This window comes from Citrobacter amalonaticus, from assembly GCF_001559075.2.
GTDB classification, from domain to species: Bacteria; Pseudomonadota; Gammaproteobacteria; order Enterobacterales; family Enterobacteriaceae; genus Citrobacter_A; species Citrobacter_A amalonaticus_F.
The window spans coordinates 775,998-795,288 of record NZ_CP014015.2; the positions used below are offsets into that span (position 1 = coordinate 775,998).

General features: G+C 52.8%; 19 protein-coding genes. 9 read left to right on the forward strand and 10 right to left on the reverse strand.

Annotated features, from left to right (window positions below; all coding sequences use genetic code 11):
- Positions 1 to 29: 29 nt before the first annotated feature.
- Entirely contained in the window at positions 30 to 911 is an 882-nt protein-coding gene (locus AL479_RS03740) for a MurR/RpiR family transcriptional regulator (protein ID WP_061075100.1), read from the forward strand.
- Positions 912 to 961: 50 nt separating this feature from the next.
- Here AL479_RS03740 and AL479_RS03745 read toward each other — a convergent pair whose 3' ends face one another.
- Positions 962 to 2,332, reverse strand: a complete 1,371-nt coding sequence (locus AL479_RS03745) for a class-II fumarase/aspartase family protein (protein ID WP_061075101.1) — start codon at positions 2,330 to 2,332, stop codon at positions 962 to 964.
- A 400-nt stretch (positions 2,333 to 2,732) separates the two neighbouring features.
- Here AL479_RS03745 and AL479_RS03750 point away from each other — a divergent pair, with 400 nt between their 5' ends.
- The 7 genes from AL479_RS03750 to mutS all read left to right on the forward strand — a co-directional run bounded on the left by AL479_RS03750 (position 2,733) and on the right by mutS (position 10,905).
- On the forward strand, positions 2,733 to 3,773 hold the full coding sequence (locus AL479_RS03750; RefSeq protein ID WP_061075102.1) for a porin: 1,041 nt from the start codon (positions 2,733 to 2,735) through the stop codon (positions 3,771 to 3,773).
- Between the two features lie 10 nt (positions 3,774 to 3,783).
- The gene (locus tag AL479_RS03755) at positions 3,784 to 4,566 is read left to right on the forward strand and encodes an SGNH/GDSL hydrolase family protein (protein ID WP_061075103.1); all 783 of its coding nucleotides are present in this window, start codon (positions 3,784 to 3,786) and stop codon (positions 4,564 to 4,566) included.
- 201 nt (positions 4,567 to 4,767) lie between these two features.
- Entirely contained in the window at positions 4,768 to 5,685 is a 918-nt protein-coding gene (locus AL479_RS03760) for a metal ABC transporter substrate-binding protein (RefSeq protein WP_061075104.1), read from the forward strand.
- A complete protein-coding gene (gene sitB / locus AL479_RS03765; RefSeq protein ID WP_061075105.1) occupies positions 5,682 to 6,503 on the forward strand; it encodes an iron/manganese ABC transporter ATP-binding protein SitB in 822 nt (273 codons plus the stop codon). The genes AL479_RS03760 and sitB overlap by 4 nt, the downstream gene beginning before the upstream one ends.
- Positions 6,500 to 7,357 carry an iron/manganese ABC transporter permease subunit SitC gene (gene sitC, locus AL479_RS03770; RefSeq protein ID WP_042999577.1) on the forward strand — a complete coding sequence of 286 codons (858 nt, stop codon included), beginning with the start codon at positions 6,500 to 6,502 and terminating at the stop codon, positions 7,355 to 7,357. Before sitB ends, sitC begins: the two co-directional genes overlap by 4 nt.
- A complete protein-coding gene (gene sitD, locus AL479_RS03775) occupies positions 7,348 to 8,196 on the forward strand; it encodes an iron/manganese ABC transporter permease subunit SitD (protein WP_061075106.1) in 849 nt (282 codons plus the stop codon). Before sitC ends, sitD begins: the two co-directional genes overlap by 10 nt.
- A 147-nt stretch (positions 8,197 to 8,343) precedes the next feature.
- Positions 8,344 to 10,905: a DNA mismatch repair protein MutS gene (gene mutS / locus AL479_RS03780; protein WP_061075107.1), complete on the forward strand. Its 2,562-nt coding sequence runs from the start codon at positions 8,344 to 8,346 to the stop codon at positions 10,903 to 10,905.
- 98 nt (positions 10,906 to 11,003) lie between these two features.
- On the opposite strand, the gene AL479_RS03785 is transcribed toward mutS, so the two are convergent.
- From AL479_RS03785 to AL479_RS03795, 3 genes are read right to left on the reverse strand one after another with little or no spacing between them, the layout of a single operon-like run.
- Positions 11,004 to 11,240: a non-oxidative hydroxyarylic acid decarboxylases subunit D gene (locus AL479_RS03785; RefSeq protein WP_061075108.1), complete on the reverse strand. Its 237-nt coding sequence runs from the start codon at positions 11,238 to 11,240 to the stop codon at positions 11,004 to 11,006.
- 10 nt (positions 11,241 to 11,250) lie between these two features.
- Positions 11,251 to 12,678 (reverse strand): non-oxidative hydroxyarylic acid decarboxylases subunit C, encoded by a 1,428-nt coding sequence (locus AL479_RS03790; RefSeq protein ID WP_061075109.1) that lies wholly within the window; start codon positions 12,676 to 12,678, stop codon positions 11,251 to 11,253.
- Positions 12,678 to 13,271: a non-oxidative hydroxyarylic acid decarboxylases subunit B gene (locus tag AL479_RS03795; RefSeq protein ID WP_061075110.1), complete on the reverse strand. Its 594-nt coding sequence runs from the start codon at positions 13,269 to 13,271 to the stop codon at positions 12,678 to 12,680. The genes AL479_RS03790 and AL479_RS03795 overlap by 1 nt, the downstream gene beginning before the upstream one ends.
- Positions 13,272 to 13,443: 172 nt before the next feature.
- Here AL479_RS03795 and AL479_RS03800 point away from each other — a divergent pair, with 172 nt between their 5' ends.
- Complete coding sequence (locus AL479_RS03800; protein WP_061075111.1) at positions 13,444 to 13,851, forward strand: MarR family winged helix-turn-helix transcriptional regulator; 408 nt, start codon at positions 13,444 to 13,446, stop codon at positions 13,849 to 13,851.
- Between the two features lie 119 nt (positions 13,852 to 13,970).
- On the opposite strand, the gene rpoS is transcribed toward AL479_RS03800, so the two are convergent.
- The 6 genes from rpoS to ispF form a co-directional block, all read right to left on the reverse strand.
- A complete protein-coding gene (rpoS, locus tag AL479_RS03805) occupies positions 13,971 to 14,963 on the reverse strand; it encodes an RNA polymerase sigma factor RpoS (protein WP_000081550.1) in 993 nt (330 codons plus the stop codon).
- Positions 14,964 to 15,025: 62 nt separating this feature from the next.
- Positions 15,026 to 16,102 carry a murein hydrolase activator NlpD gene (nlpD, locus tag AL479_RS03810; RefSeq protein WP_309402558.1) on the reverse strand — a complete coding sequence of 359 codons (1,077 nt, stop codon included), beginning with the start codon at positions 16,100 to 16,102 and terminating at the stop codon, positions 15,026 to 15,028.
- Positions 16,103 to 16,291: 189 nt separating this feature from the next.
- Positions 16,292 to 16,918, reverse strand: a complete 627-nt coding sequence (pcm, locus tag AL479_RS03815; protein WP_061075113.1) for a protein-L-isoaspartate O-methyltransferase — start codon at positions 16,916 to 16,918, stop codon at positions 16,292 to 16,294.
- Entirely contained in the window at positions 16,912 to 17,673 is a 762-nt protein-coding gene (gene surE / locus AL479_RS03820; RefSeq protein WP_042322590.1) for a 5'/3'-nucleotidase SurE, read from the reverse strand. The genes pcm and surE overlap by 7 nt, the downstream gene beginning before the upstream one ends.
- Positions 17,654 to 18,703, reverse strand: coding sequence for a tRNA pseudouridine(13) synthase TruD (truD, locus tag AL479_RS03825; protein ID WP_061075114.1), 1,050 nt, complete (start codon positions 18,701 to 18,703; stop codon positions 17,654 to 17,656). The genes surE and truD overlap by 20 nt, the downstream gene beginning before the upstream one ends.
- Entirely contained in the window at positions 18,700 to 19,179 is a 480-nt protein-coding gene (ispF, locus tag AL479_RS03830) for a 2-C-methyl-D-erythritol 2,4-cyclodiphosphate synthase (RefSeq protein ID WP_021572927.1), read from the reverse strand. The genes truD and ispF overlap by 4 nt, the downstream gene beginning before the upstream one ends.
- Positions 19,180 to 19,291: the final 112 nt, after the last annotated feature.

Below are 19,291 nucleotides of genomic sequence, written 5' to 3' on the forward strand. Positions count from 1 at the left end.
CGTGTTTAAAAATGGACCTGGTAGCCCGTATGTACAGAAAGAAAACACTTAGTCTTGATGAATATCATTCATTAACGAAAGATATCGGTGAACTAACGGAATCTGAATATCGACTTAACGAGTATATTAACAAGCATTTTAATGAGCTTCCTTATCATGGCATTGTTGATCTTTCACAAAATGCTTCGGTTAGCAAGGCAACTATTGGACGATTCCTGAATAAAGTTGGATTTACTGGCTATGCGGATTTCAAAAGAGCACTGGACACAACGCTCTCTGAGAATAAAATCTCCGCACCTTATGAAAAAAATAGCCGCCAACGTAATAAGGGCACAATTACTACAGAACACATTGTTGATGCATTCACACAAAAAGTGTCATCACTCTTTGCTGGATTCAAAAAAAACATAAACATTAACAACCTGAACGATTTCATACAGCTGGTGTTGAACGATCAGCGACACATTTATGTCGTTGGACCATCATCATCTCATGCAATGGCAATACACTTTTGTACATTGCTGAAGTATTTTCGCAGCAATATTTCCCTCTTGCCGACTGACATCAGCGAACTCCCTAAGTGTCTGATAGATATTAAAGAAGATGATGTACTAATTGTATTTTCCTACTATCGTTTTAACCGCGTCGCACTCAACATCGCAAAATGGTTCAAAAAGAAAAATGCGACCGTTGTATTAGTCACTAATTCTGAAGCTAATCCTTACGGAAAATTCTGTGAGCTACAGTTCGTTCTTCCAAGCGATGCTCAGTCCGTCTTTCAAAGCAGAATTATTGGCTTCTTTTTTATCGAACTTATTCTGCACCTTGCTTATGAAAAAGGTGACAGTGAAGGTAATTTTGCACAACTTGAAGAACTATTTCTTTTCTTTGAAACATTTTCCGCCTCCTGATATCCAGGTAGAAATCAGGAGGATCTCAGGTGAAACCCTCACAGGACAATTCAGGCGATGCCTGTCGTCTTAATACTTTCAAATCTGCTGATAGTTTCGGCAATCAGTTCATCATTACAGCCAATATAAGAAAGAGGTTCACAAGCTTCTAAAATCTCATCCTGTGATAATGATGCCAGAATATCCGGACTGGATTGCGCTATCGCCATAAAACCGCTCTCTTCATCTGATTGTTTTAAAAGTGATTTCACCAGGTTATAGGCTTGTTCCCGACCAATTTTTGTGGCGAGCCTCATCGTCAGTGATTCAGACATAATAAAATACTTCGAGCAATCAAAGTTTTCGCGCATTTTCTCTTCATAAACAATAAGATGTGAAAGAAGCTTCTCTGCACGTTTCAGACTGGTCGATAACGCATTTGATGCTTCAGGTACTATCGTCCAGTTCAGAACTCTCATTGAGGCTGCACGAACATCTTGCTGATCCAACATCGCTGGTGCCCCTGAAGCATACATCCACCCCATTTTTGCCAACGTTTGAATCATATTACTGGCCCTGGGGTTTGCCTTATGTGGCATGGTGCTGGACCCCCCACCACCTTCGCCTTCCTGTACTTCGGCAATGGGCGTACGCCCCATGGTTTCCACATCATTTGCCAGACGACACATCGTGCCGTGTATCAGTGCGAAGCACTGGACTACCTCGACAATGGCATCCTGACTGGCATTATTTATGCCACAAGGAACATTCAATCCCAACGCCTGCATGAGTCGTGCACGTGTTTCCATCCCCTGAGCGCCAACAGAGGCAAGGTTCCCCACAGCCCCACCAAACAGACCAGTAATCGCACGGGGATAGAGCTGTTGCAGACGAAGTAGATGTCGGTTCACCTCTGCCAGATACCCTGAAACATGTAACCCCCAGGTCGTGGCAGACGCATCTACCGAATTCGTTCGCGCGACCATGACGGTACGAGAGTACTTCAGGGTCATCGATTTCATCTCCTCCCCCACATCAATCAACTGCTGGTATATCAACTGCAATGTCTGCTGTAACCGCATCGCCAGACCGGAATCCAGGAGATCCTGGGTAGTACATCCCCAATGAAGATATTGACTCACCAGTGGCGTACCGGAAGCAGAGATTTGATCGATCAGCGGTTTAATTGCCATACCGACCAACTGTGTCCCCTGCGCTAAAGCAGGCCAGTCCAGCGTTACGTTATGGCAGGCCTGCTCAATTTCAATGGCCGCTTGCTCAGGAATGATCCCCAGTTCACTTTGTACACGCGCCACCGTCGTTTCGAAACGCAGCCAGCAGTGAATCAGATTCTTGTCCGACCATATTTCCCGCATCCGATCGTCTGTAAACAGTGAAGAATAGAGATCGGAATCAAATACTGTAGTTTGCTTACCGTACATACGGCCCCTCTCCGGTAATGAAAGCATCGTAATAATAGTGCGATTAATGAAGTTTGCGGGATCTGCGTCCTGATTTATAGGGGAAAAAGAAATTCCCATCGAAAAATAGAGTATGAGAATGTGATATTCCCATCATCATGTCTTTGGTAAATGAAAAGTGCGATATGTTTCACAGTATTTTTTAAAAAATCTACAAAAGGAAAATCAAACTATCAAAAACAACAACCACAAATATAATAACCATTAATAAGAAAATGGACTCTCGTATATTTATGCGTGAACTGTCACAGTTTATCGCGAGAAAAAACAATTCCCATATCGAACATAATTCTTTCCCATAAATAATCATCCCGCAGTTTATTTTTATGGTCAGGACCGGGTTACTTTCTTGAGGGATGATATGGAAATAAAACACTATTCACTACTATTACTGATAAGTATGAGCTCTTCTGCATTTGCCTTAAACGTCTATAATAAAGACGGTAATACGCTGGATATATATGGACGTGTTGAAGGGAAAATTGCCAGCGGCAATAACTCCTTTGCCGGTAGCGAGAGTCGTAGCGATCTGGGAGGGCGTTTAGGCATTTATCTCACCCGAGATTTAGATTTACTGCCCGAAACGAAAATCGTCGGCCGCCTGGAGTGGCAGGTTCGCACTGAAAAAAACGACAATAATACGGATGATAGCGATCTGGAATCCCGCTATGCATACATTGGCTTTTCAAATAAAACGTGGGGAGAACTGATCGCCGGCAGAACAAAAAACCCGTTAAATCAGGTCATTAAGATGACTGACAGGTATAAAAACTTCACGCCCAATATCTACAGTTATGGCATTACAACCATCGATAACTCTTACCAGTACAACCGCCAGGATGGTACGGTGCAATGGAATGCTAAATTTGCGGGTAACGAAATCCAACTGGCATGGATATCCGGCAATGGTAATAGTGACAATGAGGCTCTGGACTATGGCGCAATGGCGAGCTATCGCAAGTCGTTTAAATTTGGTGATTTCAAAATAACACCAGCGATAGCCGCCAGTCGTTACAAACGTCAGGACGGTGTTGTGACGACGGATGGCCGTAATCAGAACGATCAAATTATGGGCGGACTACAGCTTGACTATAATGCCTGGGGACTGGCTGTCACAGGATTGCGCACCTCTATTTCTCGTGACGATAAAAGCGACAATAACTATAAAGGATTGGATTCCCTTATTTCTTATAACTTTGGAAAAGTGAAAGTCCTAAGTGGTTATAGCTTTTTAAATGAAGAGGGTAAAGATATCGCTGAAAAAGAAGACTGGCGCGCTGAGGCGCAAATTACTCTGGCTAGTGATACCTGGTTATCATTCACTTACGATAAAGAGTTCGCCAATAAAAACCAAAAAACCAATGATGATGCCCTCATTGTTGGACTCCGTTACGATTTCTAAGAGGCTACACATGAAAAGGATCGCGTTGCTCACTGCAGCAGTCATGTTGACCATTAGTAGCATAAACAGCTATGCAAACATGCTATTAGCGCCATCACCAAATGCCAAAATGGATGGGGAAAATAGAGTTATCGCCCTATACGGTAACTCTTTCACTTTTTATAACAACAATATTAATACCCGGCTTCGGGATCTGACTCAATCCTTACTCCCAAACCATGCTCAAGATTATAAGTATCGGGGAATCACTATCTCTAGCGGTAACTTAGGCTGGCAAATCAACAATCTGGCTTTTCAGAACAGCTTACAGAAATGGGATGTCGTTATCCTTCAAGGAAACTCAACAGAGAGCATATCTAAAAAAGAGAGCACCCGGCAGAATTTCGTCGACTCCGCCACCACAATGGCCGATATGGCGCACAAAGCAGGTTCAAAAGTGGTTTACTTTATGACCTGGGCAAAACGGGATAAACCAGAGGATACGCAAAAACTTGCCAATGCCTATCTGTCGATTGCCCAAAAGACAGGCGGTTATGTCGCCCCCGTAGGACTGGCCTTTGACAACGCACGTAAAATGCATCCGGAGATTAATCTTTACTACCATGACGGCGTGCACCCTTCGATGGCTGGTACCTATTTAGCCGCCTGCGTGTTCTTTTCAACGTTGTACAACCAGTCTCCCTTAGGAGGTGCACTCCCCATCGATACAGATATGACGCCTGCAACCGCAAAGGTCTTACAGCAGGTTGCATGGGAAACGGTCACTGAGTTTCAAAAATCGCCAACACGCTGAAAGATTAACAGCTCACCGTCACGCTTTTATTGCCTGGCACGTCATCCTCTCCACCGACGTGCCGCCTTTTCACACTATCTCCCAACCACTCAAATAAGAATTATTTTCATTTAACACTATCTTTATGTATGCCTTGTGCTATATAACATAGCAAAGGCTATATTCGATGAATAATTAACCACTTTTTTTATGAGGGATACTATGTCGCACCTCCCCCGTCTGACCTCGTCTCTGCTGGCTGCTGTGCTGGCCATCTTCGTGCTGTCACCGGCTTACGCCAAAGAGAAGCTCAATGTCGTTACCACCTTCACGATCATTGCTGACATGGCACAAAACGTGGCGGGTGAGGCGGCCAATGTCAGTTCGATCACCAAACCCGGCGCGGAAATTCATGAATATCAACCCACACCGGGCGACATTAAGCGAGCGCAGGGGGCGCAACTGATCCTCTCTAACGGTCTGAATCTGGAGCTGTGGTTTGCCCGCTTCTACCAGAATTTGTCGGGTGTGCCGGAAGTGACGGTGTCTGACGGGGTGAAACCGATGGGCATCAGCGAAGGCCCGTATAACGGAAAACCCAACCCTCACGCCTGGATGTCGGCGGAAAACGCGATGATCTACGTCGACAATATTCGTGACGCGCTGGCGAAATACGATCCGGATAACGCCGCGGTTTACCAGAAAAATGCCGAACGTTATAAAGCGCAAATTCACCAGACGCTGGCCCCTCTCCATGCCGCGCTGGCAAATATCCCTGCCGATAAACGCTGGCTGGTCACCAGCGAAGGGGCGTTCTCTTATCTTGCCCGCGATAACGATCTGCAAGAGCTGTACCTCTGGCCGATCAACGCCGATCAGCAGGGAACGCCTAAACAGGTACGTAAAGTGATCGATGCGATCAGAGCGCATCAGATCCCGACCGTATTCAGTGAAAGCACCGTGTCAGATAAACCGGCCCGCCAGGTCGCGCGGGAATCCGGCGCACATTACGGCGGCGTGCTGTATGTCGATTCCCTGAGCGCCGCCGATGGCCCCGTCCCCACTTATCTCGATCTGCTGCGCGTCACGACCGAAACCATTGTCAGTGGCATCAATGACGGTCTGAGGAGTCAGAAATGAGTCAATCGGCGATTACCGTGAATCAGGTGACGGTGACGTATCGCAATGGTCATACCGCACTACGCGATGCCACTTTTCAGGTGCCGGGCGGTTCGATTGCCGCGCTGGTGGGGGTCAACGGGTCGGGAAAATCAACGTTGTTCAAGGCGCTGATGGGTTTTGTTCGTCTGGCCGACGGCGAGATTTCTATCCTGCGACAACCGGTGAATAACGCGCTGAAGCAGAATCTGATTGCTTACGTCCCGCAGTCCGAAGAGGTCGACTGGTCGTTTCCGGTGCTGGTGGAAGACGTGGTGATGATGGGCCGCTACGGGCATATGGGCTGGTTGCGTCGCCCGAAGGCTCAGGATCATGCCAGCGTTGACGCTGCGCTGGCGCGGGTGGATATGCTGGAATACCGCTACCGACAGATTGGCGAGCTTTCCGGCGGGCAGAAAAAACGCGTCTTCCTCGCCAGAGCCATCGCCCAGGATGGCCAGGTCATTCTGCTGGATGAGCCTTTTACCGGCGTCGATGTCAAAACTGAAGCGCGCATTATTGCGCTGCTACGCGAGTTGCGCGATGAGGGGCGCACCATGCTGGTCTCCACCCACAATCTCGGGTCAGTCACCGAATTCTGTGATTATACGGTGATGATCAAAGGCACCGTGCTGGCGAGCGGCCCGACCGAAACCACCTTTACCGCCGAAAACCTTGAACTGGCGTTCAGCGGCGTCCTGCGCCACGTCGCGCTCAGCGGCGGCGAAGAGCACATCATTACCGACGACGAACGCCCGTTTATCTCCCGGCGTACGGCAGGCGGCGGAGAGTCATCATGAACTGGCTGACAGAGCCCTTTGGTTATCAGTACATGCTCAATGCGATGTGGGTATCAGCGATGGTGGGCGGCCTGTGCGCCTTTCTCTCCTGCTATTTAATGCTTAAAGGCTGGTCGTTGATTGGCGATGCGCTGTCACACTCCATCGTGCCAGGCGTTGCCGGCGCCTACATGCTCGGCTTGCCCTTCTCGCTCGGCGCCTTTCTCTCCGGCGGCCTGGCAGCAGGCAGTATGCTGTTTCTGAACCAGCGCTCGCGACTTAAAGAAGATGCCATTATTGGCCTGATCTTCTCGTCATTCTTTGGCATCGGGCTGTTTATGGTGTCGCTCAACCCGATGTCGGTGAATATTCAGACCATCATTCTCGGCAACGTGCTGGCCATCGCGCCGGAAGACATTGTGCAACTGGCGATTATCGGCACGGTTTCCCTGCTCATCCTGCTGCTGAAGTGGAAGGATCTGATGGTCACTTTTTTCGATGAAAACCACGCCCGATCCATTGGTCTGCATCCGGCTCGTCTGAAGCTGCTGTTTTTCACTCTGTTATCGGTGTCCACCGTCGCCGCGCTGCAAACCGTGGGGGCATTTCTGGTGATCTGCCTGGTCGTGACGCCAGGCGCCACCGCCTGGCTGCTGACCGACCGCTTTCCACGCCTTCTTATGATCGCCGTTGCGATCGGCAGTGTGACCAGTTTTTTCGGCGCCTGGCTCAGCTACTGGCTGGACGGGGCGACCGGCGGGATCATTGTGGTGCTGCAAACCGTGTTATTCCTGCTGGCGTTCGTTTTTGCCCCCAAACACGGCCTGCTGGCGAACCGCCGTCGCGCACGACGTAAGGAGTCGTCATGTTTCTGACCCCCCTGCTGGAACCCTTTCAGTTCGACTTTATGGTCAATGCGCTGATCGTCTCCGCCCTTGTGGCGATTCCCTGTGCGCTACTGTCGGTATTTCTGGTGCTCAAAGGCTGGGCGCTCATGGGCGATGCCATGAGTCATGCCGTCTTTCCGGGGATCGTACTGGCATATATTGTCGGCATTCCATTGGCGATCGGCGCGTTTATTGCCGGCCTGTTCTGCGCGGTGGCAACCGGGTATCTCGACGACAATAGTCGGATCAAACGCGACACCATCATGGGGATCGTCTTCTCCGGGATGTTTGGCGCCGGACTGGTGCTCTATGTCTCTATCCAGTCAGAGGTTCACCTTGATCATATTCTGTTTGGCGACATGCTGGGGATTTCGCTGAGCGATATTGGGCAAACGGCGTTCATTGCTCTGGGTATCGCTCTGATCATTGCACTCAAGTGGAAAGATTTGTTGCTGCACGCCTTCGATCCACATCAGGCGAAAGCCAGCGGCCTTAACACGACCTTGCTGCATTACGGGCTGCTGTGCATGATTGCGCTGACCATCGTCGCGACGCTGAAATCGGTGGGGATCATTCTGTCGATCTCCCTGTTGATCGCCCCTGGCGCGATTGCCGTTCTCCTCACCCGACGCTTTGCTCACGCACTGCTACTGGCGACGGGGTTGTCGGTGGTCACCTCATTTTTAGGTGTGTATCTGTCGTTTTTCCTCGACAGTGCCCCCGCCCCCACGATCGTCGTGCTGTTCACCATTATCTTTATCGTTGCGTTTGTGTTTGCCGCGTTACGCGACCGACGCTCGGAATTGCGACAGCAGCAATCGGTGTAAGATTCTGAAACGGAAGAAGGATCGAGAAGTCGTCGATCCTGGCTTTCCCTGAAATGCGTATCTCCGCTATCATGTGCCCCTTATGCGATAACAACGAAAACTAAAAGTATCGCAACCCATTTACATTCAGGGACTGGACACAACTCCATGAGTACAATCGATAATCTCGACGCCCACACCCCCATGATGCAGCAGTATCTCAAGCTGAAGGCTCAGCACCCGGAGATCCTGCTTTTCTATCGCATGGGCGACTTTTACGAACTCTTTTACGACGATGCAAAACGGGCGTCGCAACTGCTCGATATTTCGCTGACTAAGCGCGGCGCCTCCGCAGGCGAGCCCATCCCGATGGCGGGCATTCCCCATCATGCGGTCGAAAACTACCTCGCCAAACTGGTTAATCAGGGTGAATCCGTTGCCATTTGTGAGCAAATTGGCGATCCGGCCACCAGTAAAGGGCCGGTTGAGCGTAAAGTCGTGCGTATTGTCACGCCGGGCACCATCAGTGATGAAGCCCTGCTACAGGAGCGCCAGGACAATCTGCTCGCCGCCATCTGGCAGGACAGCAAAGGTTATGGTTATGCCACGCTGGACATCAGCTCCGGTCGTTTTCGTCTGAGCGAACCCACCGATCGCGAGACGATGGCCGCCGAACTGCAGCGGACCAATCCGGCGGAACTGCTGTATGCAGAAGATTTCGCAGAGATGGCGCTGATTGAAGGTCGTCGAGGATTACGTCGTCGTCCGCTGTGGGAATTTGAAATTGATACTGCGCGTCAGCAGTTGAATTTGCAGTTTGGTACCCGCGATCTGATTGGCTTTGGCGTTGAAAACGCACCGCGCGGACTTTGCGCCGCTGGCTGCCTGTTGCAGTACGTCAAGGATACCCAACGTACATCTCTGCCGCATATTCGCTCTATCACCATGGAACGCCAGCAGGACAGCATCATTATGGATGCCGCGACGCGCCGCAATCTGGAGATCACCCAGAATCTGGCTGGCGGCGTGGAGAACACGCTGGCTTCTGTGCTTGACTGCACCGTGACGCCGATGGGTAGCCGTATGCTCAAACGCTGGCTGCACATGCCGGTACGTGACACGACAATCCTGACTGAACGCCAACAAACCATTGGCGCATTACAGGATGCGACCAGCGAGTTACAGCCGGTGCTGCGCCAGGTAGGCGATCTGGAACGTATTCTTGCCCGTCTGGCACTGCGCACTGCCCGTCCGCGCGATCTCGCCCGTATGCGTCACGCTTTCCAGCAACTGCCGGAACTGCGTGCACAGCTGGAATCGGTGGACAGCGCCCCCGTACAGATGCTGCGCGAGAAAATGGGCGAATTCACTGAACTGCGGGAACTGCTGGAGCGCGCGATCGTTGACGCACCGCCGGTACTGGTCCGCGATGGCGGCGTTATCGCGCCAGGCTACAACGAAGAACTCGATGAGTGGCGCGCACTGGCAGACGGCGCGACCGACTATCTCGACAGGCTGGAAATCCGTGAACGTGAACGTACCGGGCTGGATACGCTGAAAGTCGGCTTCAATGCGGTACACGGTTATTACATCCAGATTAGTCGTGGGCAGAGCCACCTCGCGCCAATCAACTATGTCCGTCGCCAGACGCTGAAAAACGCCGAGCGCTACATCATTCCGGAACTGAAAGAGTACGAAGATAAAGTTCTGACTTCCAAGGGCAAAGCGCTGGCGCTGGAAAAACAGCTCTATGACGAACTGTTCGACCTGCTGCTGCCGCACCTGGCGGATCTACAGCAGAGCGCCAGTGCGCTGGCGGAACTCGATGTACTGGTGAATCTGGCCGAACGCGCGTATACGCTGAACTACACCTGTCCAACCTTCAGCGATAAACCGGGTATTCGTATCACCGAGGGCCGCCATCCGGTGGTGGAACAGGTACTGAATGAGCCGTTTATCGCCAACCCTCTGGACCTCTCACCACAGCGCAGAATGCTGATCATTACCGGACCAAACATGGGCGGTAAAAGTACCTACATGCGCCAGACCGCGCTGATTGCCCTGCTGGCCTATATCGGCAGCTACGTACCGGCGCAGAAGGTGGAGATTGGTCCCATCGATCGTATCTTTACCCGCGTAGGCGCGGCAGACGATCTGGCCTCCGGGCGTTCCACCTTCATGGTAGAGATGACCGAAACGGCCAACATTCTGCACAATGCCACTGAGAACAGCCTGGTGCTAATGGATGAGATTGGCCGCGGGACATCCACTTACGACGGTTTGTCACTGGCGTGGGCGTGCGCAGAAAATCTGGCGAATAAGATCAAAGCGCTGACGCTGTTTGCCACGCACTACTTCGAGCTGACACAGTTGCCGGAGAAAATGGAAGGCGTCGCCAACGTGCATCTGGACGCACTGGAGCACGGTGATACCATCGCCTTTATGCATAGCGTTCAGGACGGTGCGGCCAGTAAGAGCTACGGCCTGGCGGTCGCGGCGCTGGCGGGCGTTCCGAAAGAGGTGATCAAACGTGCGCGGCAGAAACTGCGTGAACTGGAGAGCATTTCGCCGAACGCGGCGGCAACACAGGTGGATGGCACCCAGATGTCGCTGTTGTCCGTTCCCGAAGAGACCTCACCTGCCGTTGAAGCGCTGGAAAATCTCGACCCGGATTCTCTGTCGCCCCGTCAGGCGCTGGAGTGGATCTATCGGCTGAAGAGTCTGGTGTAAAAGAAATGCCCGATGACGCTTTGCGTATCGGGCCTACACACTAACGGTACTGTACTTTCCCAGGCCGGATCAGGCGTCAGCCGCCATCCGGCGCTCCGTTAACGCTTATCTTCTGTCAGCAGCGGCGGAATACTCGGAACCATCGGCGCCTCATCGATATCTTTCTGCGTCATCCGAAACGCCTGCGGATAATGTTCGCGGCTGGTACGACGTAGCGGCTCCGTATCACGCCAGGTGTACAGGCAATGCTGGCACTGATACACCGTCCAGACCCCTTTCACGGGCGAGGTCGCCATGACTTCAATATGTTCATCGGCACAACGTGGGCAAATCATCTGAGGCTCCTTATTTACGGTTGGCCAGCATGGCAGTCAGCTTTTCAGCCCAGGCTTTGGTTTCCGGAAGATCGCACACCGGCTGGCTATAGTGACCACGGTTATCCGGCGCAACGGGCGTGGTGGCGTCGATGATCAGCTTATCGGTGATCCCCGCCGGACTGGAGCCCGGATCCAGCTCCAGTACTGACATATTCGGTAGCTGAACCAGATCCCCCGCCGGGTTGACCTTCGACGACAGCGCCCACATCACCTGCGGCAGGTTGAACGGATCGACATCTTCATCCACCATGATCACCATCTTCACGTAACCCAGCCCGTGTGGCGTGGTCATCGCACGCAGTCCCACCGCCCGAGCAAAACCACCGTAGCGTTTTTTAGTCGAGATAATCGCCAGCAGGCCGTGGGTATACATGGCGTTGACCGCCTGCACTTCCGGGAACTCCGCTTTCAGTTGCTGGTACAGCGGAACGCAGGTGGCGGGCCCCATCAGATAGTCGATTTCCGTCCACGGCATACCGAGATAGAGGGATTCAAAAATCGGTTTGTTGCGATACGACACCTTATCAATACGCACAACCGTCATATTGCGCCCCCCGGAATAGTGGCCGGTAAACTCACCGAACGGGCCTTCGATTTCGCGTTTGCGACTCTCAATTACCCCTTCCAGGATCACTTCCGATCCCCACGGCACATCAAACCCGGTCAACGGCGCAGTGGCGATGGGATACGGACTTTCACGCAGCGCCCCCGCCATTTCATATTCAGACTGATCGTACTTCAGCGGTGTCGCGCCCATCAGGGTAATGATGGGATCGTTACCCAACGTGATGGCGATCGGCAGATCCTCACCGCGCGATTCCGCCTTGTGCAGGTGCAGCGCGATATCGTGCATCGGCACCGGTTGCAGGCCCAGCTTACGCTTGCCCTTCACTTCCATCCGATAAATACCGACGTTCTGCTTGCCAAAGTTGTCCGGGTCCAGCGGATCGCGGGAGACCACGCAGGCTTTATCCAGATAAAATCCGCCATCGCCGTCGTTCAGACGAAACAGCGGCAAAATATCGAACAGATTAATCTCTTCACCATCCACGCTGTTTTCCGCCCACGCCGGATTCGCGCGGCGTTCCGGGGCGACCGGAAACTTATCCCAGCGACGGATAAACTCATCAATCTGCTTTTTCACTGGCGTATTCGGCGGTAAGCCCAATGAAATGGCATGATTTTGCCATGAGCCGATGGTATTCATCGCCACACGCGCATCGGTAAAACCACGAATATTATCGAACCATAGCGCCGGAGCGCCGTCGCCAATACGGCCAGTGGCGTTAGCAGCCGCGGCCAGATCCGGCTCCGCGTTCACCTCTTCACTGATTTTCAGCAATTGCCCCTGGTCGTCGAGCGCCTGCAAAAAGCTGCGCAAATCATCAAATGCCATTATTCATTCTCCTGTGAAAAATTCTGTGTCTGCGGTAACCCCTGCCAGCGGCGCGCATTCGGATGCTCCAGCGCAAACTGATCCAGTACGCGAGCCACGATGTGTTGCGTAATATCATCAACGGACTGTGGATGGTTATAGAAAGCGGGCATGGGCGGCACCATCGCCACGCCCATGCGGGAAAGCGCGAGCATGTTTTCGAGATGTATCGTGCTGAGCGGCATTTCACGCGGCACCAGCACCAGTTTGCGTCCTTCTTTCAGTACTACGTCGGCTGCGCGTCCTACCAGACCGTCAGCGTAACCAGCGCGTATACCGGCCAACGTTTTCATGCTGCAGGGAATAACGATCATGCCGTCGGTACGAAACGAACCAGACGAGATTGTCGCCGCCTGATCCGCCGGGCTATGGCAAAAATCCGCCAGTCCGGCGACATCACGCGCACGGTAAGGCGTTTCCAGTTCAATAGTGGTTTTGGCCCACTTCGACATTACCAGATGCGTTTCCACATCCGGCATCTTCCGCAGCGCTTGCAACAACGCCACGCCCAGCGGCGCCCCTGTTGCTCCGGTCATCCCCACAATCAGTCTCATTCATCACTCCATAATTTGTTCGTATACGAACATTTTCAATTAAATTACCCCGATGAAACAACGGCGACAAGATCACCCGTTTTTTTTCGCACGTATAGCTTAAGATTTCCTCGTTAAAAAACGCGGCGTTACCCGTTATGATAGAAGGAATGATTTTTAGCCTGGAGTTTTCATGGAGTTACGGAATAAAGCGTTTCACCTGTTACGCCAACTGTTCCAGCGACATACGGCTCGTTGGCAGCACGCGTTACCGGATCTCACTAAACCACAGTACGCGGTGATGCGTGCCATTGCGGAACGTCCCGGCATTGAACAGGTTAACCTGATGGAAGCCGCCGTCAGTACTAAAGCGACGCTGGCGGAAATGCTGAGCCGGATGGAAACGCGTGGGCTGGTGAGGCGTGAGAACGATCCGCTGGATAAACGTCGCCGCTTCGTTTATCTGACTCCTGATGGAGAAGCATTGCTGAAGGTAAGCATGCCGTTGGGAAACCAGGTGGATGAGGAGTTTCTGGGACGGTTGAATGACGAGGAACGTGCGCAATTCGCCCTGCTAATCAAGAAAATGATGCCTGATTAACAAACCTGAATACGCATGAAAATGCGCCCGTCGGACTTCACCCGTGAAATCACAGCCAGGTAAGCCAGAAAGAAAAAGGCCAGCCTCAAAGAGGCTGGCCTTTCTTGTTAGAACAGTGCTTACTCGCGGAACAGCGCTTCGATATTCAGCCCCTGAGTCTGCAGAATTTCACGCAGACGGCGCAGGCCTTCAACCTGAATCTGACGAACACGTTCACGAGTCAGACCGATTTCCCGGCCTACATCTTCCAGTGTCGCCGCTTCATAGCCCAGCAGACCGAAACGACGTGCCAGCACTTCACGCTGTTTGGCGTTCAGTTCGAACAGCCATTTGACGATGCTCTGTTTCATATCGTCATCTTGCGTGGTGTCTTCCGGACCGTTCTCTTTCTCATCGGCCAGGATATCCAGCAACGCTTTTTCGGAATCGCCCCCTAACGGGGTGTCTACCGAGGTAATGCGCTCGTTAAGACGAAGCATACGGCTAACGTCATCAACCGGCTTATCCAGCTGCTCTGCAATTTCTTCCGCGCTGGGTTCGTGGTCCAGTTTATGGGACAACTCACGCGCGGTACGCAGATAGACGTTCAGCTCTTTAACAATGTGAATCGGCAGTCGAATGGTACGGGTTTGGTTCATAATAGCCCGTTCAATCGTCTGGCGAATCCACCAGGTTGCGTATGTTGAGAAGCGGAACCCGCGTTCCGGGTCAAACTTCTCGACGGCACGGATAAGCCCCAGATTACCCTCTTCAATCAGATCCAGCAGCGCCAGACCACGATTGCCATAACGGCGGGCAATTTTCACCACCAGACGCAGGTTACTTTCAATCATCCGACGGCGAGAGGCGACATCTCCACGCAGTGCGCGACGCGCAAAATACACTTCTTCTTCGGCCGTTAACAGTGGCGAATAACCAATCTCACCAAGGTAAAGCTGAGTCGCGTCCAACACACGCTGTGTGGCCCCCTGCGATAACAGCTCTTCTTCAGCCAAATCGTTATCACTGGGTTCCTCTTCAACTAAGGCTTTTTCGTCAAAAACCTCAACTCCGTTCTCATCAAACTCCGCATCTTCATTTAAATCATGAACTTTCAGCGTATTCTGACTCATAAGGTGGCTCCTACCCGTGATCCCTTGACGGAACTAGCAAGTGTCAGCCTGGTTCCGCCGCTTTATCGCTGCGGTAAATAACGCAGCGGGTTTACGGATTTCCCCTTGTAACGAATTTCAAAATGCAAACGTGTAGAACTGGTTCCGGTGCTACCCATCGTCGCTATTTTCTGTCCTGCCTTCACTTCTTGTTGTTCCCGGACCAGCATTGTATCGTTATGAGCGTAGGCACTCAGGTAATCATCGTTGTGTTTGATGATAATAAGATTACCGTAACCGCGCAGTGCGTTACCGGCATAGACCACGCGCCCATCGGCGGTCGCGATAATAGCCTGTCCCTTACTGCCTGCAATGTCGATCCCTTTATTGCCTCCCTCGGAAGCCCCAAAGTTTTCGATCACTTTGCCGTCAGTCGGCCAGCGCCATGCGGAGATTGGCGAACTGGTAGACGAACTGCTTGCTGTCGATTCGGTTGCGCTAACTGCTGGAGCCGTTACAGGTGCTGTGACGACTGTCCCAGCAGGCTTGTTGTTCGGCAACATTTTGTTAGCACTTTGTTCACCTGAGTCCTCAGAATACGTAATTGTCGGTTTCGACGCAACAGCGACGGCGGAATTTTGTGCAGGTTTGGTCACAACTCCTTGCTCTGCTGCATCGGCCTGAGTAATCGCATTACCGCCGGTAATAGGCGCGCCCGATGCATTACCCACCTGCAGCGTTTGTCCGACATTCAGGGCATACGGGGCCTGGACGTTGTTGCGTTGTGCCAGGTCACGGAAATCGTTCCCGGTGATCCAGGCGATATAAAAAAGCGTGTCGCCTTTTTTAACGGTGTAAGTACTGCCGCCGTTGTAGCTACCTTTCGGAATGTTCCCATACTGGCGATTGTAGACAATACGTCCGTTTTCCATCTGCACGGGCTGCTCGGCGACTGGCTGAACTGTCGTCGGTTGCGTCGTCGGGCGCTGCACCGGTTGAATTTGCGGTGTCTGCGGAGCGGACGTCGTCGTCCCCATTTTCGGTGGCGGCGTGATCAGCATGCCAGAACTGGTATTCGTCGGAGCATTACCATTGACGGAGCTTACCGGCGCAGGCGGATTCGATGAATTTGAACATCCCGCCAACCATAGCGAAACCAGTGACAGTGCCGCAATGCGGCTAACGGTGAATTTTGGGCTTCCCGCGCTCATTTATCCCCCAGGAAAAATTGGTTAACAACCAGTGACGTATAATCGTGCAGACAGCAAATGGGCACTGGAAAATGTGACCACGATACGCTGACCAGTTCCAAAAACTCCAGGAAAATTCCAGGTATTCGGAACCGCTTTTTACGCGAGTTCCCCTTTAACTAAGGGAACAAAACGTACCGCCTCCACGGTGTCGATAATAAATTCGCCGCCCCGACGACGCACCCGTTTCAGAAACTGATGCTCGTCACCCACGGGCAAGACGAGAATGCCGCCTTCATCCAGTTGCGTCATCAACGCGGTCGGAATTTCCGGCGGAGCTGCCGTCACAATAATAGCGTCAAATGGCGCGCGTGCCTGCCAGCCTTGCCATCCATCACCGTGACGAGTTGAAACATTGTGTAAATCGAGCTGTTTCAGGCGGCGACGCGCCTGCCATTGCAAACCTTTAATACGTTCGACTGAACAAACCTGTTGTACCAGGTGCGCCAGTATCGCCGTCTGATACCCGGAACCCGTGCCAATTTCCAGCACCCGCGACTGCGGCGTCAGTTCGAGGAGTTCGGTCATTCGCGCCACCATGTACGGCTGCGAAATCGTCTGTCCCTGACCTATCGGCAACGCGATATTGTCCCAGGCTTTATGTTCAAACGCTTCATCAATAAATTTCTCACGCGGCACCGCAGCCAGGGCATTAAGCACCTGCTCATCGCGAATCCCCTGTGCGCGCAGTTGATCAAGAAGCGTCTGTACGCGTCTGCTTACCATTGCGTGCCAACTCCCACGCTATCTAACCAGTCGGAAACCACATCATGCGCGCTGTGCGCGGTTAAATCTACATGCAACGGCGTAATGGACACGTAACCCTCGTCCACTGCCGCAAAATCGGTATCAGGCCCGGCGTCGCATTTGTCGCCCGGTGGGCCAATCCAGTACAGCGTGTTGCCGCGCGGATCTTCCTGTGGGATCACTTTGTCTGCCGGATGACGACTGCCGCAACGCGTCACGCGAATGCCTTTGATCTGATCCAACGGTAAGTCGGGCACGTTGATATTGAGGATCCGTCCGGTACGCAGCGGTTCACGCCGCAAGGCGCGTAAGATCCGACAGGTGATGGCCGCCGCGGTCTCGTAATGCTGATGCCCGTCTAACGACACGGCAAGCGCCGGAAAACCAAGATGACGCCCTTCCATTGCCGCCGCGACGGTGCCGGAATAGATAACGTCATCCCCCAGGTTAGGGCCGGCATTAATTCCCGAGACCACGATGTCCGGGCGCGGGCGCATGAGCGCATTAACGCCCAGGTACACGCAGTCGGTGGGCGTGCCCATCTGTACGGCGATATCGCCGTTCTCGAAGGTAAACGTCCGGAGAGAGGATTCAAGCGTCAGCGAGTTTGACGCACCGCTGCGGTTCCGATCCGGGGCGACGACCTGTACATCAGCAAACTCCCGCAGGGCTTTCGCCAGCGTTTGTATACCGGGCGCGTGGACCCCATCATCGTTACTCAGCAATATGCGCATAATCACCCATTGTGTTGATCAGTTCCCTCACAACGCTGGTGGCAAAGCTCCCCGCCGGCAGCCAAAAGCGTAACTCGACGGTGACGTCATCCCACCAGTTCCAGCTTAATTGCTGCGGATAGAGCAGCATCGCTCTTCGCGAAGCCTCGACTTTTTCACGCAGCAGCAGCGACTGCAACGCGGTCTCCTCGGCAATCGCGGACTGTTCGAACGCCAGCGCATCCCGCTGGGTTCCCCACTCGCCGCTGCCGGGAAGCGAAGCCGTCACCATCAGTTCTTTTTCATCGACACGACGCTGTAATTCCGCCCGCTCTTCTTGCGTGGCGACAAACCAGCTTCCGCGTCCCGCTAATTGTAGCGCATCGCCGTCAACAACTTGATTAAAGTCTGTTTTTTTCAGACGCTCGCTGACAATTTGATTAAACAACGCACTGCGGGCCGCCGACAACCAAAAACTGCGTTTATTGCGATCCCGGACCGGTGCATCGCTTTGTGCCCAACGCAGCGCGCCTTGCAGATTGCTGCCGCCGATGCCAAAACGCTGAGCGCCGAAATAGTTCGGTACGCCGCCAGCGTTTATCGCTTGCAGACGGGATTCCACTTCATCACGATGGCTGACTTCCCGCAGCACCAGCGTGAACGCATTGCCCTTCAGCGCGCCTAAACGTAGCTTGCGTTTGTGACGCGCATATTCCAGCACCTTGCAGCCTTCAAGCTGGAAAGCGCTCAGGTCAGGCATGTCTTTGCCCGGTACGCGCGCGCACAGCCACTGTTCGGTGACCGCATGCTTATCCTTTTGCCCGGCAAAGCTCACTTCGCGGGCATGAATTTTCAGAAACTTCGCCAGCGCGTCAGCCACAAAACGTGTGTTGCAACCGTTTTTAAGAATACGCACCAGAATGTGTTCACCTTCGCCATCCGGTTCGAAACCCAAATCTTCGACCACCACAAAATCTTCCGGACTGGCTTTCAGCAGCCCGGAGCCTTGCGGCTTACCGTGGAGATACGTGAGATTTTCAAACTCTGTCATTTCGCGGCCTTAATGAGTAACGCCACCGCTTCGCAGGCAATCCCTTCCCCACGCCCGGTAAAACCGAGTTTTTCCGTGGTGGTGGCCTTCACGTTCACATCATCCATGTGACAACCGAGGTCTTCAGCAATAAACACGCGCATTTGCGGGATGTGCGGCAGCATCTTCGGCGCCTGAGCAATAATGGTCACATCGACGTTGCCCAGGGTATAACCTTTTGCCTGGATCCGACGCCAGGCTTCGCGCAACAGCTCACGGCTGTCTGCGCCTTTAAACGCCGGATCGGTATCCGGAAACAGCTTGCCAATGTCACCCAGTGCCGCCGCACCAAGCAGCGCGTCGGTGAGCGCATGCAGCGCGACATCGCCATCAGAATGCGCCAGCAGCCCCTTCTCATAGGGGATACGCACGCCACCAATGATAATTGGGCCTTCCCCGCCAAAGGCGTGTACGTCAAAACCGTGTCCGATTCGCATTATGCTTTCTCCTGTTATACACCTCATCCTTCAGGCTGCCTCTTTGTTGGCTGGCTTCGCTCACCCCAGTCACTTACTTTAGTCAGCCCCTGGGATTCGCTCCGTTGCCGCC